Annotated in this window: 12 protein-coding genes; 7 read left to right on the top strand and 5 right to left on the bottom strand. The window is 36.6% G+C overall.

Annotation, left to right across the window (positions count from 1 at the left end; all coding sequences use genetic code 11):
• Window positions 1-111 precede the first annotated feature (111 nt).
• The 7 genes from H131_RS06935 to H131_RS06905 all read left to right on the top strand — a co-directional run bounded on the left by H131_RS06935 (window position 112) and on the right by H131_RS06905 (window position 10,719).
• Window positions 112-1,806: an Rqc2 family fibronectin-binding protein gene (locus H131_RS06935; RefSeq protein WP_010858379.1), complete on the top strand. Its 1,695-nt coding sequence runs from the start codon at window positions 112-114 to the stop codon at window positions 1,804-1,806.
• A gap of 257 nt (window positions 1,807-2,063) precedes the next feature.
• Complete coding sequence (locus H131_RS06930; protein WP_010858378.1) at window positions 2,064-3,749, top strand: methyl-accepting chemotaxis protein; 1,686 nt, start codon at window positions 2,064-2,066, stop codon at window positions 3,747-3,749.
• A 1,333-nt stretch (window positions 3,750-5,082) separates the two neighbouring features.
• On the top strand, window positions 5,083-6,735 hold the full coding sequence (locus tag H131_RS06925) for a peptide ABC transporter substrate-binding protein (protein WP_010858377.1): 1,653 nt from the start codon (window positions 5,083-5,085) through the stop codon (window positions 6,733-6,735).
• Window positions 6,736-6,881: 146 nt separating this feature from the next.
• Entirely contained in the window at window positions 6,882-7,811 is a 930-nt protein-coding gene (locus H131_RS06920) for an ABC transporter permease (protein ID WP_010858376.1), read from the top strand.
• Window positions 7,811-8,731, top strand: coding sequence for an ABC transporter permease (locus H131_RS06915; RefSeq protein ID WP_010858375.1), 921 nt, complete (start codon window positions 7,811-7,813; stop codon window positions 8,729-8,731). The genes H131_RS06920 and H131_RS06915 overlap by 1 nt, the downstream gene beginning before the upstream one ends.
• 13 nt (window positions 8,732-8,744) lie before the next feature.
• Window positions 8,745-9,800, top strand: a complete 1,056-nt coding sequence (locus H131_RS06910; protein WP_010858374.1) for an ABC transporter ATP-binding protein — start codon at window positions 8,745-8,747, stop codon at window positions 9,798-9,800.
• On the top strand, window positions 9,793-10,719 hold the full coding sequence (locus tag H131_RS06905) for an ABC transporter ATP-binding protein (protein ID WP_010858373.1): 927 nt from the start codon (window positions 9,793-9,795) through the stop codon (window positions 10,717-10,719). The genes H131_RS06910 and H131_RS06905 overlap by 8 nt, the downstream gene beginning before the upstream one ends.
• Before the next feature lie 259 nt (window positions 10,720-10,978).
• On the opposite strand, the gene H131_RS06900 is transcribed toward H131_RS06905, so the two are convergent.
• The 5 genes from H131_RS06900 to H131_RS06880 are packed head-to-tail and all read right to left on the bottom strand — an operon-like array spanning window position 10,979 to window position 16,662.
• Window positions 10,979-12,787, bottom strand: coding sequence for an oligopeptide ABC transporter substrate-binding protein (locus H131_RS06900; RefSeq protein ID WP_010858372.1), 1,809 nt, complete (start codon window positions 12,785-12,787; stop codon window positions 10,979-10,981).
• 15 nt (window positions 12,788-12,802) lie between these two features.
• Window positions 12,803-13,705, bottom strand: a complete 903-nt coding sequence (locus tag H131_RS06895) for an ABC transporter permease (RefSeq protein ID WP_010858371.1) — start codon at window positions 13,703-13,705, stop codon at window positions 12,803-12,805.
• 35 nt (window positions 13,706-13,740) lie between these two features.
• A complete protein-coding gene (opp4B, locus tag H131_RS06890) occupies window positions 13,741-14,703 on the bottom strand; it encodes an oligopeptide ABC transporter permease (protein WP_010858370.1) in 963 nt (320 codons plus the stop codon).
• Window position 14,704: 1 nt separating this feature from the next.
• Window positions 14,705-15,652 carry an ATP-binding cassette domain-containing protein gene (locus H131_RS06885; protein ID WP_010858369.1) on the bottom strand — a complete coding sequence of 316 codons (948 nt, stop codon included), beginning with the start codon at window positions 15,650-15,652 and terminating at the stop codon, window positions 14,705-14,707.
• Window positions 15,649-16,662 carry an ABC transporter ATP-binding protein gene (locus tag H131_RS06880; RefSeq protein ID WP_010858368.1) on the bottom strand — a complete coding sequence of 338 codons (1,014 nt, stop codon included), beginning with the start codon at window positions 16,660-16,662 and terminating at the stop codon, window positions 15,649-15,651. The genes H131_RS06885 and H131_RS06880 overlap by 4 nt, the downstream gene beginning before the upstream one ends.
• Window positions 16,663-17,206 lie beyond the last annotated feature (544 nt).

Here is a 17,206-nt window from a genome sequence, read left to right as displayed (position 1 = left end):
CACAAATCAGCTTATTCTAGGGGGCAAACAACTTTTGCAGTACCATGCGCCAATAACAAAATAACAAAAGAAATACAATGATGCCTTGCATCGTTGGAAAGAGGAATTCATATGGCATTTGATGGCTTATTTACTTATTCAATGACAGCCGACCTTCAGCAATTAGTGACGGGTCGCATAACTAAAATACATCAACCGAACGCTCAAGAGGTTGTTCTACAAATCCGTGCGAATGGAGGAAATCATAAATTACTGTTTTCTATTCATCCATCCTATGCACGTATCCATCTTACAGAGCAGACGATAGGCAACCCTGCGGAACCTCCTATGTTTTGCATGCTTCTACGTAAGCATCTTGAAGGCGGTTTTATTTCTTCTATTAAACAGCATGATTTTGATCGCATTATTATAGTAGAAATTCAAAGTAAAAATGAAATTGGGGATCCTATAGTACGTGAACTACATGCAGAAATTATGGGTCGTCATAGTAATCTGCTATTAATTGATAAGGAACAGAAGAAAATTATCGATAGCTTAAAACATTTATCTCCTTCAGTGAATAGTTTCCGAACGATATTACCTGGACAGCCTTATATTGCACCACCTGCACAAGACAAATGGCATCCTTTAACAGTAACGGACGAACAATTAACCATTTTTTTTGCTGAACAGATAACTGCAAAGGATGTAGTTTCACAATTTGTAGGTTTCTCTCCGCTACATGCTGAGGAATTATTATTCCGTATAACAAAATCACCAAATGTAGTCGCATGCTTCAAGGAGTTTATGGCAGCATTTAATGATGGTGGGACTGAACCAATGTATGTACTAGCGAATACTAAAACATATTTCTCCCCTATCGCTTTAACTCATTTGCAAGGCGAAGCAACAGTTTATCCGAATGTACACGAGCTATTGGACCGTGTATTCTTTGCACGTGCAGAGCGTGATCGCGTAAAGCAACAAGCTGGCGATTTAGAACGTTGGTTGCAAAATGAAATTGATAAATTAACTTTAAAAACGAAGAAATTAAATAAGGACTTTGACCGTGCCTCAAAACTAGATCAATTCCAATTGTACGGTGAACTACTAATGGCCAATATATATGCCTTTGAAAAAGGCGTAAAGGAAGTAACTGTCACAAACTATTACAGTGAAACTGCCGACCAAATTACCATACCCGTAAGTGAGCGTAAAACGCCTATAGAAAATGCACAAGGCTATTACACCAAATATACGAAGGCAAAAAATGCACTGATTATGGTCAAAGAACAGTTGGAGAAAACAAAGGAAGAAATTACGTATTTTGAAATGCTCGCACAGCAAGTCCAACAAGCTTCACCAGGGGATATTGAGGAAATACGTGAGGAATTAGCTGAACAAGGTTATTTAAAATTGCGTCACGCAAAGAAAAAGAAGAAACAATCGAAGCCTGAGCCCGAACGATTTATATCGTCTACAGGTGTGCAAATATCTGTTGGAAAAAACAATAAGCAAAATGATATGCTGACATTTAAAATTGCAAAACGTACAGATATTTGGCTGCATACAAAAGATATACCTGGCTCTCATGTCGTCATACATGCCAGCGACCCAGATGACACCACTTTACGAGAAGCTGCAACACTAGCAGCCTACTTTTCAAAAGCTCGAGACTCCTCATCTGTGCCTGTAGATTTCACAGAAATACGACAAGTAAAAAAACCAAATGGTTCAAAACCTGGTTTTGTTATTTATTTTGAACAGAAAACACTATTCATAGATCCAGACGAAGCTGTCATTTTACAGTTAAAAAAACAGTCTTAAAGTGGTTGAATACGGTGCATTTTGCATCGTATTTTTCTTTTTGACTAACTCCTGTGTAATCAGCACTATACAACGATAAGAAAAAGAGATTTTCTTATCGATTTTTCAGTCGTTGTTCCCTATTGCCATTACGCGTAAAAAAACTTGTGAACAATCTGCACTGTTTATGACAACCGTTATTGACTTCACCTCATCGCAAAGCTAAATTTTAAGTATAATATAAATTCTAAACAGCAATTTAGAAAGGGCGTTACACTATGTCTGTAGGCAAAAAATTAAGCTTTGGTTTTTTCTCCATTATACTCACTTTATTTATTTCTTTACTTATTATGTTTTTTCTATTTTCCAATATAGAAAAAAAAGTAGAAAACGCATTAGATAACCGCGTTGCCTTGGTGGAGCTAGGCGATAATATTCAATTTGAGCTAGCCATGCAGGGCCTTTTCATTCGTGCAATGTTTATTGAGGATACAGTCAACAATAAAGAGAACTTTGAAAATTACTCAAGTATGCTGGATAAACATGTTGCTGAGATGATGGAAAAATCTGATTCTGCTCAAATGGATGCATTTGCAAAAGATCTAAATACATACAATGATGCCTTTAACGAAGCGGCTGATCAAGCCATTAATCTACATGATGATGGTAAATTAGATGAAGCTTTACAGATTGTGAATGGCGGTGCTCAACTAGCAAACAAAGGACTATTAGAAGTTTCAGATAAAATTGTGGAATACCAAAAAAATCAATTAACTAAGGTATCCGAAGAATCTAAGAAGGCAGTAAAAAATTCTCAAATAATTTCTGTTGTCGCACTTGTAATCGGTGTGGTGCTTGGAGTTTTTCTTGTCTTTTATGTGCAACGTACGATTTCTCGTCCTTTAAAAACCGTTGTGGCCGCTGCCAACAATATTGCAAATGGTGAATTATATCAACAAGATATTTCTTTTCAATCAAAAGATGAAATTGGTCAACTTTCTGTAGCTTTTAATACTATGAAAGGTAATTTACGTAGCCTATTAACAAATATACAGGGTAATTCAGAGCATTTAACAGCTTCTGCAGAAGAATTAACTGCTTCTACAGAAGAAATTGCTGCTACAACAGATGAGGTGACTGTACGTATTAATGAAACAGCCGAAACTGCGAACTCTGCTACATCAGCAGCCAATGAATGTGCACATGCAATGGATGAAACAGCAACTGGTGTACAACGTATCGCTGAGGCAACCCAGCAACTTCACTCTAGTGCAGTTGAAACATCAGAAGTAGCGAATATTGGTAACTCAGCAATCGAAGAAGCACAGCAACAAATGAATGTAATTTATGATTCTACGCAAATTATTAATAATCTCGTTCAAAAACTGAGCAAGCAATCCGTAGAAATAAGTAATATAACAGAAGTGATTACTGCAATTACTGACCAGACAAATTTACTGGCACTAAATGCTGCAATTGAAGCTGCTCGTGCGGGAGAGCATGGTAAAGGCTTTGCTGTCGTAGCTGACGAAGTGCGTAAATTAGCTGAAGAATCGAAGCAATCGGCTAATCAAATTGTTGCTTTAACTCAAGATATTCAACATGATACGCAAAATGTAGAAAACGCAGTAATAGAAGGTCTCCAATCTGTAACAGATGGGGTGAAGATTATCGGCAATGCTGGCCAAGCCTTTGATTCAATCGTCACGGCGATTGGTACAATGACAGATCAGATAGAAGATATTTCGGCTACGTCCGAAGAAATTTCCGCAAGTGCCGAACAAGTTGCTGCGTCTGTAGCTGAAATTGCACATGGAGCTTCTACAAGTGCAACCCATACACAAATTGTTGCTGACGCCATAAAGGAACAAGCCGATACCCTGCAACAAGTGAACTTAGTTGCTACAGATTTAAGTGAAAAGTCTTTAGATTTACAAAGTCAAATAAATCAATTTAAACTGTAACGAAACAAACTCACTAACAAGTTAGAAAAAAGCCACTCGCTTTCCTTGGAGGAACCGGCTAATCTCCTCCTCTATACGTTTTGTACGTGTCCAGGTACATTGTGCTTCTCCTGGTGTCTCACAGCTTTTTCCTCTCTCTACGGAATCATGAAGTGTTGTGTGATTTCAAGCTACTCAAAAACGAGATGAGGGCATACAAGCAGTAGACGGCATTTTAAATAAAAATCATAGTAAATTCACAAGGTTTCAGGAATACTAACATTCTTGAAACCTTCTGACTGTAGACAAACTCAAAAAATTGAGTTTGTTTTTTTCTTTTCAAAAATAGAAGTATTGATATGAGCCCGTTGATTTCCGCTACGGCGGATGCTTTTCCTAGGCATGGCTTCAGTCTCCTAGTCGCTACGCTCCTGCGGGGCCTTCAGTTCATGCTATTCCCGCAAAAGCCGCCGCCTGCGCTCCAAACAACTAGTGTACGGTTATTAAGATGATTGAGAGGATGAGGAAATATAAATAATGAACTACATCAATTAGAAATGCTGACAATTGATCAAATAATGCCTGTAGACCATTTAGTACGCAAATTGGAATCGAAAAATCATTGAACGCCATAGTTAGCGCATCATGTGGAAGAAGCCGATCATTTATGTCATCAATGACATGAAACAAATCTATGCACGTCAAAAAGGAACGATTAAAATGCGCAGCGTTTATAAAATGAAAGACTAAGCTCTAGCCCTCAAATTATTTCAAAAAAACATTGTCCATTATTTCTCATCACTAAAGATAGTATTTTTCCTTAAAAATAGCATGTTTTTGCTAATATTTTCTATTAATCTCTTTTTTTTATTTTTCTTAGAAGTATAATCCCAGATAAATACAATACAAGTTTCTTATATATCATTAATAGATAATTTTATTCATGTTTTTCGATAGGATATTACAAGAAATTCCGTTATAAAAAAACTAAAAAACTTAGTTTTACATAGATTTTCTACAAAACTATATAAATTTCTCAAGGTAATACAACCGTGACTTTTGATTCATTTTTTATAGAGTGATAATATTATCGAAAAAATAGGAATTTTCCGTATAGTAAGTCAATTTTTCGTTTTTATTTTATTTTTGATATTTGAAGTTAGAATTTATCAAATTTTCATCATTTAATCACTTTCGTTCATTAAAGTGATAAATCGAAAAAAATTATTATTCTCCCCGATGTCAGATAATACTATATAAATTTGAATCTTTTTTATTTTGTACACAATGACTTTTTTGGTATATTAAATAGGAGCTTCACAAAAGGCTTAAAAATTGTATAAGGGGGATTCACATGAATAAGAACAAAAAGTTTTTATTACTAACAGTCATTGCAGTATTTTCTCTAGTACTTGCTGCATGCGGCTTCGGTGGAGATTCGTCAGATAGTTCAAAAGACGATAACAAAGGTTCTGGTTCAACAGAAACTGCTTCTAAAGAGCTGAAATTAGTTGTAGCTTCTGAGCCACCATCTTTACATCCGCAACTTGCAACAGATTCTACTTCTAGTGCTGTATTAATTAACGTATTTGAAGGTCTAACTCGTTTAGACGCTGATGGCAAACCAACTCCAGCAATTGCTGAAAAATGGGACGTTAGTCCAGATGGTTTAACTTACACATTTAAATTACGTGATGCAAAATGGACAAACGGAGATCCAGTAGTAGCTGGCGACTTCGCTTATGCATGGAAATGGGCTTTAAATCCAGAAAACTTATCTGAATATGCTTCTGTATTTTACCCAATCAAAGGCGCTGAAGCTTACAATTTAGGTGAAGGTTCTGCTGATGATGTAGCGATTAAAGCTGAGGACGACAAAACTTTAGTTGTAACTCTAGCAAACCCTACTGCTTATTTCGTAGAATTAACTGCGTTCAAAACTTACCTACCTCTTAACCAAAAAGTTGTTGAAGGTAATGACGAGTGGTACACAGATGCTGGTGAAAACTATGTAACTAATGGTCCATTCACATTAGACACTTGGAAACACAATGATTCATTAGTTCTGAAGAAAAACGCTGATTACTGGGATGCTGCAAATGTAGCATTAGAAACAGTCAACATCGGTATGGTTGAAAACGAATCAACTGCTGTTACTATGTTTAAAAAAGGTGAAATCGATTATTTAGGTTCTCCTTACCAAACTGTAGCTCTTGATGCTATTGATGGTTTCAAAGCTGATAAATCTTTACAAATTTCTGACTATGCTGCGATTTACTGGTATAAGTTCAATACAACAGACAAAATCACTGGAAACGCTAACATTCGTAAAGCGTTAACTTTAGCAATCGATCGTCAAGGTTTAATTGACAACATTACTAAAGGTGAACAAAAACCTGCATTAGGTATGGTTCCTTCTGCTATCTCAGGCTTTGAAGAAGATCGTGGTTACTACAAAGATAACGATATGGAAGGTGCAAAAGCTGCACTTGAAGCTGGTATGAAAGAACTTGGTATTACAGATCCAAGTCAAATTAAAATCAATGTTTCATTCAATACATCTGAAGCACATGCTGCTATCGCTCAATACATCCAAGAAGGATGGAGCAAAAACCTTGGTATTACTGTAGGTCTTGATAACTCAGAATGGCAAGTTTATTTAGAAAAACTTAATGTTTTAGACTACCAAGTTGGTCGTATGGGCTGGATTGCAGACTACAACGATGCATACACATTCTTAGAAATGTATGACACTGCTGCAAACGGTAACAATGACACAGGTTGGGAAAATGCTGAATACAAAGATTTATTGAAAAAATCTGTCGCTGAAATTGACCCTGCTAAACGTCTTGAGTATTTAAAACAAGCAGAAGCAATCGCTATGACTGAATTACCAATTGCACCAATTTATTACTACACAAACCTTTATGTGAAGAATGATAAGGTACAAAACATGGCTCCTGACCGTATTGGGAATATCCAACTTAAATCAGTTGACATTAAATAATTCAGATTTTTAAATTAAGTTTTATTTTGTAAAGCTCTACAGCGAAGAGCTGCCCCGTAGTCAACTTCGACTAGCGGGTCAGCTCTTTTTAAAATACGAAGGCATATATTTGTCTGAAAATTGACAAATAGAAGGAGGAGTTTCATGTGATTAAATATATTTTGAAAAGGCTGATGTATATACTTCTCGCGCTTTTCGTCATCGTAACGGTAACGTTTTTCTTAATGCGCCTTGCTCCTGGTAGTCCATTTGCAAGTGAACGTAATTTCCCTCCTCAAATTGAGGAAAAGTTAAACGAAACGTATGGATTAAATAACCCTTGGTATATTCAATATAAAGATTATTTAATCGATACGGCCACTTTCAATTTCGGTGAGTCTATGAAGTATAAAGCGCGTTCTACAAATGATATGATTTCTGAGAGCTTCCCGGTTTCTTTAACCTTAGGGATTGAAGCTATGCTACTGGCAGTTGGATTCGGTGTATTAATAGGCGTAGTTTCCGCGCTTTATCATAATAAGTTCCCGGATTATTTGGCAACGTCCTTTGCGGTGCTCGGCATTTCTGTACCATCATTTATTTTGGCTGGGTTAATGCAGTATTTCCTAGCATACAAACTAAATTTATTCCCCACAAGTGGATGGGATGGCTTTATATATAGTATATTACCTGCTTTAGCCATTGCATTCACTCATATGGGCTTTATTGCTAAATTAACTCGCTCAAGTATGCTTGAACAAAACAATAGTGATTATGTAAAAATGGCACGTGCCAAAGGTCTTGGTAAATGGACGGTTGTCTTCCGTCATACTTTACGTAACGCACTTTTACCTGTCGTTACTTATTTAGGTCCATTAACTGCTGGTGTTGTAACGGGTAGTTTCATTGTGGAACAAATTTTTGCAATCCCTGGACTTGGTAAGCACTTCGTTCAAAGTATTACAAACCGTGATTACACAGTTATCATGGGAACGACTGTTTTCTATTCAATCATCCTTTTATTTGCGGTTCTCATCGTAGATATTTTATACAGTGTAATCGATCCGCGAATTAAGTTGAAGGGAGCGAAAAAATAATGACGCAACAACCAATTGACAAAGATATGTTTAAAATTGTCGGTGGAAATCATGAGGCAACAGAAAGATTAGCCGATAAATCCGTTTCCTTCTGGAAAGAAGTTTTTATCCGTTTTTCACATAATAAAATGGCGATTTTTGGCTTAATCGCGTTAATTATTATTATTTTGATGGCGATTTTTGCACCAATGTTATCTCAATACAAATACAGTGATCAACTTGGTGTTTATAATGCCCCACCATCTGCTCAATTCTGGTTCGGAACAGATGATTTAGGCCGTGATATTTTCGTTCGTATTTGGGCAGGTGCTCGTATTTCCCTATTCATCGGGATTACTGCTGCAGTTATTGACTTAATCATTGGTGTTCTTTGGGGAAGTATTTCAGGTTTGGCTGGCGGTCGTGTTGATAATATTATGATGCGTATTGCTGACGTATTAACTGCTGTTCCTTACCTACTAGTTGTAATCGTTTTACTAGTTGTATTACAACCAGGGTTAGTTCCAATGATTATTGCCCTTTCGATTACAGGTTGGATTAACATGGCCCGTATCGTCCGTGGTGAGGTATTATCGATTAAAAACCAAGAATACGTACTTGCTGCCCGTACATTAGGAGCAAGCACAGGTCACTTGATCTTAAAACATTTAATTCCAAACGCACTAGGTGCTATTTTAGTAACAATGACATTAACAATTCCATCTGCTATTTTCACAGAATCATTCCTAAGTTACCTTGGTCTCGGGGTTCCTGCTCCGAATGCATCTTGGGGAACAATGGCATCAGAAGGAAATAAAGCGATTGCTAATGCTCCATGGCGTTTAATTTTCCCAGCAGTGTTTATCTCACTGACAATTTTTGCATTTAACGCAGTCGGTGATGGCTTACGTGATGCACTAGATCCTAAACTACGTAAATAAGGAGGTGGCTAAAATGAGTAAAAAAATATTAGAAGTAAAAGATTTGAAAGTAAATTTTAAAACCTACGCAGGTATTGTACATGCCGTACGTGGTGTGAGCTTTGATTTAAGTGAAGGCGAAACATTAGCAATCGTTGGAGAGTCTGGTTCTGGTAAAAGTGTTACGAGTAACGCTTTAATGAAACTAATCCCACAGCCACCTGGTATTTATGATTCAGGACAAATTTTGTTCAATGGCCGTGATTTAATTCCGTTAAGCGATAAAGAAATGTCCAAAGTACGCGGAAATGAAATTGCTATGATTTTCCAAGATCCAATGACGAGTTTGAATCCGACAATGAAGGTCGGACGTCAAATAACTGAAGTAATCTTACAACACAAAAAAGTTTCTAAAGACGAAGCTAAAAAACGTGCAATCGAACTCTTAACTCAGGTAGGTATCCCCTTCCCTGAAAAACGTTTTAACCAGTACCCACATGAATTCTCAGGTGGTATGCGACAACGTGTTGTTATCGCCATTGCACTGGCGGCAGATCCAAAGCTACTCATTGCCGATGAACCAACAACAGCACTGGATGTAACAATTCAAGCACAAATTTTAGAATTAATGAAAGAAATTCAAAAAAATTCTAAAACATCTATCATCTTCATTACACATGATTTAGGTGTAGTTGCCAATGTTGCTGACCGTGTTGCAGTTATGTATGCTGGTCAAATCGTAGAATATGGTACTGTAAACGATATTTTCTATAACCCGAAGCATCCTTATACTTGGGGACTTCTTGGCTCAATGCCAGACTTGGATAATAATGCAGATGAGCTATTACGTACGATTCCTGGTTCACCACCAGACTTAATTCACCCGCCAAAAGGAGATGCTTTTGCGGCTCGTAATGAATTTGCTATGGCCATTGATTATGAACAAGAGCCTCCTATGTTCCAAGTGAGTGAAACACATTTTGCAAAGACTTGGTTATTGCATCCTGATGCACCAAAAATTCCACTTCCAGATGCTGTTGCTAAACGTATCGAGGGCTTTTTAGCAAAGGAGGAACAATTCAATGACTAAATCAGGTGCAAAGAAAATACTTGAAATTAAAAACTTAAAGCAACACTTTGGATCTCCAAGCAACCCTATTAAAGCAGTTGATGGCATCAGTTTCGATGTATACGAAGGCGAAACACTTGGACTTGTTGGTGAATCTGGTTGCGGTAAATCGACGACTGGGCGCTCTATTATTCGTCTATATGATATTACAGATGGCGAAATTATTTTCGACGGTGAAAACGTTCATGGTAAAAAATCTAAAAATGATTTAAAGAATTTCAATCGTCAAATGCAAATGATTTTCCAAGATCCGTATGCGTCATTAAATCCTCGTATGACAGCCGGTGAAATCATTAGTGAAGCTTTTGATATCCATGGACTTTACAAAAATAAAGTGGAACGTCGTGAAAAAATTACTCAGCTACTTGAAGCTGTTGGTTTAAACAAAGAGCACGCTAACCGTTATGCTCACGAATTCTCAGGTGGTCAGCGTCAACGAATCGGCATCGCGCGTGCTCTAAGCTTAGATCCTAAGTTTATCATTGCCGACGAACCAATCTCAGCGCTTGACGTATCCATTCAAGCACAAGTTGTTAACTTATTAAAACAACTACAAAAAGAACGCGGCTTAACCTATCTTTTCATTGCCCATGACTTATCCATGGTAAAATACATCAGTGATCGTATCGCTGTTATGTACCGCGGTCAAATCATGGAAATCGGTAAAGCAGATGATATTTATAATCGTCCTGTGCATCCGTATACAAAATCGTTACTATCAGCGATTCCACTTCCAGACCCACTGTCTGAAAAACGTCGCCAACGTATTCCATATCAGCATACAGAAGTTGATGACAGTGCAACGTATCAAGAAGTTGGCGGACAACATTACGTTTATGGCACAGCCGATCTTGTGAAAACTTGGGTTAATGAAAGATAATATCATGTGTACAGTCCATCCATTGGAGTTCCAGTGGGTGGATTTTTTAGTATTTCACATCAAATCCTCTATAACGAAATCTATTTCTATATCATTCATATCGATTATGAAGATATGTTTATTTAACATTGTGGCTGTCGTTCGCTATCTGCTCTTACTAGCTATATAATTTCTAATACATAAACGTTTTTAGCTTGCAATTGATGATTTAAGAAAACAGTCTTTCTCATATCAAGAAAGACTGTTTCTTCGATATCAATTATTTTAATGGAGCATCTGCTGTTAACTCGATATTTTGCAGCTCTGTTTCATTTGCATAATCAACATTGTAGTTTTTCACACGTTTGTTTACTGGAATGATTTCCGTACGGAAGAATGTTGGGAATACCATTGCCTGTTCAGCCATATAATTTTGCCATTTACTAAATGCTTCTGCACGATATTCTGGCTTCATTGCTTTGTCAGAATCAATATCTTTTAACATTTCTGTTAATTCAGGCGAAACAAAACGGCTAAAGTTAAATTCTGCACCTTCACTATATAACCCTGCTGGAGATGGGTTTGTTCCAGTTCCCCATGCCGCCATATACATATCGATTTCAGGATCATCAGCCTGTACTTTATCGTAGAAACTATTAAATTCAATTAATCTACCTGTCGTTAATTGAACATCTAAACCAACATCTTTCCAGTTTTGACGATAGTACTCTACAATTGCTTCATCCGTATCTGAACCCGCCATACTCGCAAGACGGATTGTAAACTTTTTGCCATCTTTATCTTCACGGATACCATCACCATCTGCATCTTTGTATCCTGCTTTATCTAGTAATTGTTTCGCTTTTTCAGCATCATAGTTATAGCCTTTTAAAGTTTCATCATAGTATGATGCAAATACTGGTGGAATCAATGAATTTGCTCGTACTCGTAGACCTTGATAGAATTTCTCTGTAACCGATTCAATATCCATCGCATAAGCCATTGCTTGACGTAAATTAATATCATTCATTTTTGATTTCTCATCAAAAATATTTATACGATTTGCCTTATCATATTTTCCCAATTTAAATCCAACATAAGAGTATGCTAATTCAGGTCGACCTAAAATCGCTACATTAGAAAGATTTTTCAAACCATCATATTGATTTGTTGGGAACGATGTCGCGATATCATATTTTCCAGTTTTTAAAGCTTCACCGATTGATGTTGAAGGTACAACTTCAATAACTACTTTATCAATCTTTGGCTTACCTTTGAAATAATGTTCATTTGCGACAAGTTGTACGGATTCACCATTAACAATTTTATCAATTTTGAACGCACCTAGTGTTACAGGGTTTTTACGTACTGCATCTGAAGAAATTAACTCTTTCACAGGAATAGACTCTAGCTGATGCTTTGGTTCTGCATAGCCCCACAAACCATCACCAAGCGAATAGATTGCTGGAGATACTTTCTTGAACGTAATTTCAATCGATTTTTCATCTAATTTTTTAATACCTGAAATAGTGTCTGCTTTGCCATCGTGATATTCTTCTACACCAACAATATTTTTAAAATCATCATCATATCGTACACCCTCATAATCTGGATGACCAATAATTTCATATGGATAAATTAAGTCATCAGTAGTTAACGGCTTACCATCGGACCACTTAACGTCTTCTTGAATTGTTATTTTTGCTTTATTATTTTCGGCATCAACTTCTAGTTTTGCAATGCCTGTATCTTTCACTAAAAAGTCGCCATCAAGCTCATAAAGAACATTTGAAGCATATTTCATAATTTCCGAATCATATTTATCCTCATATAATTCCCAGTTAAAAATTCCTTGGAAAGGTGAATCTGTTACAAGAGCTACCTGTAACGTTCCTCCTGTAATAGCACTCCCTTCATTTGTTATCTCCATCGGTATTGTGCTTGTATCCACCTTGTCATCTTCTGTTTGAGCTGGTTTATCTTTGTTGCCCTCGTCCGTTTGTGATGCATTTTTTTCAGCACCATTGCAAGCTGTTAATACAAGCATCACTGCAAAAATAACGGACAGCATTAACCATTTCTTTTTCATAGTAATTCCTCCCTTTTATCCTAATCTTTGTTTTGCGTCAGCTGCACGGCGAAGTGCTTGACCGACGTAATTTATACCAAGCATCAATATTAAAATCAATAGAGATGCGGGTAACCATACCCACCATTTTTCTGATAATACTAACGGATTTCTTGCATAGTTTACCAATGTTCCTAAACTTGGCGTTGAAGGGGGTAACCCGAACCCTAAAAAAGAAAGCCCTGTTTCAATACCAACGTTCCCTGCAAAGCTAAGGGTCAGATCTACAATCAAAATAGAGCTTAAATTAGGCAAAATCCCTTTAAACATAATAGAAAAATCACTTGTTCCCATCGTTTTTGATGCACTGACATAATCACGCCGCCCTTCTGATAGTGCCTTACTCCGTACTAAGCGTGCAGTGCCCATCCATTGAAATATAGTAATAATCAAAATCAACTCAATAACTCCATATTTAGGAATAATTGTGACCACTACAATGATGATCATCAATGTTGGTAATGTCATACAGAAATCAATAATACGCATAAATAGATTATCAATAAAACCTCCATAATATCCCATGATAATACCAAGCGCTATCCCCGCAATACCAGCAATTACCGTAATGGAAATAGCAATTAAAATGGAATTCTTTGCCCCAATAATTAACTGTCCAAACATATCACGTCCTGCTTCGTCTGCCCCTAGTATATATCCATTTACACCCGGTTCAGTGTAACGCTCTAACAGTTTGATTTTCAAAACCTCTTCTTGATTGAGAATCATTGCTGCAATTAGAAGGGCTATTATAAGAAGGGTTATTCCTATAAAAGATACCATTGCTAGTTTATCTTTTTTAAACTCTCGTAAAACGACTTGAATTCCCGTTGGAGGAGAGCTTTCAAATTTGACTGCCTCTTTGTTTTGTTGTTCCATTTGAATTCACCTCTCCTTAAACATTATTTTAGTAGTTAGTCTATGCGGATACGTGGATCAACAATGCTCATAATAATATCAGACAGTAGACTACCTAATAATGTTAAGAAGCCAAAAAGCATAACTAGCGCAGTAATAACGCTATAATCTCGACTCATTACTGAGCTGACAAACAAATTACCCATTCCTGGGAAACCAAAAATGGTTTCAATGAAGATGGCCCCGCCCAACAATCCAGTAATTGTAAATCCTAAAAATGCTGCAATGGGTAGCAACGAGTTACGGAAAATATGTCGAGTGTATACTTTACGCATAGGAATTCCTTTGCTACGCGCTGTTTTCACATAATCCTGAGTTTTTGAATCGATAATTTCGGAACGTAAATATTGAATAATGCTTGTTGTACCTAAGATAGCATACGTTATGGCCGGTAATAGCAAGTGATATATCTTATTCCAATAATATGCCGCCGTGCCTGGATCAAGTCCTACATCGACGGTCCCGCTGGTTGGGAACCACATGAGTCGATAACCAAAAATAAATAAGAAAATAAGTGATAAAACGAATGTCGGAATGGCATAGCTGATAAAACTGTAAAGTATAATGGATTTATCTAAAAATGATTCTTGGTAGCGTCCAGCCAGCATCCCTAGTGGAATCGCAATCAAATATACAAGGATAGCACTGAGTAGAGATAGCCAAAAAGTATTTAAGCCACGTTCACCAATCAGTGTGGACACCGCAATTTTATATGTATAGCTCTGTCCAAAATCTCCTTGTAGCGCATTCGTGATCCAATGGTAGTATTGAATATACCAGGGGTCATAGAAACCAGCTTGTATACGTAATTCCTCAATTCTTGAAGGATCTGTCTCAGGTGTAATAAGACCTGTAAATGGATCTCCTGGCATTTGCTTCGCCAAAATAAAAATAAAGAGACTTAACACAAACATTTGTGGAATCATCATCAACACACGTCTTAAAATTGTTTTCCACATACTATACGCCCTCCTGTTCAATCTCAGACATTGCTACTCTATGTGTATCTGAGATAGATTTTAAGGGGTATACTTTCCCATGCTCATCATAATATTTATGTTGCTCCTCATGATACTTCGCTTCGACATCTTGGCGTTGTATTTTTCGCTCCATACGTGTCTCAGGTTCAATATTCGGAATAGCTGACAATAAGCGATTTGTATAAATATGCTGTGGGTTCACATAAATATCATTTCTAGTACCTGTTTCGACAAAGCGTCCCTTATACATAATAGATATGTGATCACACATATGTTTAACAACGCCTAAATCATGCGAAATGAATAAATAACTAAGTCCAAATTCACTTTGAATATCTTTCATAAAATTAAGTACCTGTGCTTGCACTGACAGATCAAGTGCTGATACAGGCTCATCAGCTATAATCAATTTGGGATTACATGCAACAGCACGTGCAATACCAAGACGTTGCTTTTGACCTCCGGAAAATTCATGAGGATATTTTAAAAGTACGTCCTCTGACATACCAACAATCGCTAATAGTTCTTTAATCCGCTTGCGCTCCTCCTGATCGCTGAGCTTCATAAAGTTTCGAATTGGCTCTGCTAAAATATCGAGTACCCGCTTTCTAGGATTCATGCTTGAATGCGAATCTTGGAAAATCATTTGGATATCTCGGTTATATGCTGAATTACGTTTCCGGCGCTGGTTCGTTACGTTGTCCCCTTCATAGATGATTTGACCCGATGTTACTTTTTCTAAACCAATAATTGCCTTACCAGTTGTAGACTTACCAGAGCCCGATTCACCCACTAATCCATATGTTTTTCCTTTTTCAAATTCCATCGTAACACCATCAACTGCATACACTTTATCGGTAATTGTATTAAAAAAACCCCCACGTATTGGATAATGTACGTTCAAATCTTTAATTTGCATAAAACTCATACAGTCCCGCCTCCTTCTTCACCTTCGAAATGAAAGTGTTTCCAGCAGGTACATCTAACAAAATGTCCTGGTGCAATTTCATGTAATTGTGGTTTTTTTTCATGTAAAGATTCATTAATCCATGGTATACGAGCTGAAAATCGACACCCTTCACGAGGCAAATTCATGAGCGATGGTACCATACCATGAATAACCTCTAGCTTCTCATTTTCATCATGTGTTTGCGGTATAGAATTTAATAGCGAACGCGTATAAGGATGTTTAGCATTTCTAAATAACTCTTGGACAGGTGCTTCTTCAATTACTTGTCCTGCATACATCACAGCTACTCGGTCTGCTACTTCTGCTACCACACCCAAATCATGGGTAATTAAAATAATACCTGCTTCAGTTTCGGACTGTAACGATTTTAATAAGTCTAATATTTGAGCTTGTATCGTCACGTCTAGAGCTGTCGTCGGTTCATCTGCAATAATAATCGACGGCTTGCCGGATAATGCAATAGCAATCATGACACGCTGTCGCATCCCGCCGGACAATTGATGCGGAAATTGTCTTGCTACTCGATTCGGATTAGAAATGCCCACTTGATTTAGAAGCTCTAATACACGCTCTTCACGTTGTTGTTTTGTTAGCTTTGTGTGATAGAGAAGGCCTTCAGCAATTTGTTCACCAATACGCATTAATGGGTTTAAAGCCGAGAGTGGATCTTGGAAAATGAATCCGATATCATTACCACGTAAACTATTAAACTGTTCTTCACTTAATTGTGTTAAATTTTGATTATTGTATAGAATTTCCCCCGAAACTTTTGTATTGATTTCATTGTGCAAACCTACAATAGTCGTTGCTAATGTACTTTTACCACATCCAGATTCACCAACAATTGCTAAAACCTCATTTTTTCGAAGCGACAGCGAGACTTCTTCTACAGCAGCGTGATATTCGTCTTTAATACGAAAACTCGTAGTTAAATTTCTAATTGTTAATAAGTCCTTCGCTGTATTCAAACAACCTCTCCTCCTATTTCAATATTCTGAAAAATACTGATAGATAGTGTTAATACTTATTCTAGAATTACATTTGCACAAAAACATTTTTAACACCTTTTAAACATTTGTTAACAAATCAATAGGCTTTTGCTACTTTTAATGTAAAAGCAACCATTTAATTACTGAAAGAATTATCTGACAATTAATTGTAGTATTATTTTATCTAGAAATAATGCGTTAAATCAAGTATATTTTTTAAATTATTACAATGAAAAATAAAAACCTACCATACATCTATTCCCAAAAAAAATAATAACTTTACATTGATATGCTGTTAATTATTAATTTTTATTTTTACTTCATTGCTAAAAAGTCATGATTTTATTATTTCGAAATAATAAAATCACTAATATTTACAGCACAACTAAGTACCAACAATCTTTATTCATCAATGTTTTCTGTGTTTACCAATAAAAAAACTAATATTTCTATATTTTCCAACAGTTTATTTTATAAACAATTGCTATCAATATATAATTTACTCTATTAATGTGTTAATAAC

The sequence above is a fragment of the Lysinibacillus sphaericus OT4b.31 genome (assembly GCF_000392615.1).
Taxonomy (GTDB): Bacteria; Bacillota; Bacilli; order Bacillales_A; family Planococcaceae; genus Lysinibacillus; species Lysinibacillus sphaericus_B.
Note: the sequence above shows the minus strand (reverse complement) of the source record. Positions and strands in the feature narration are given on the sequence as shown.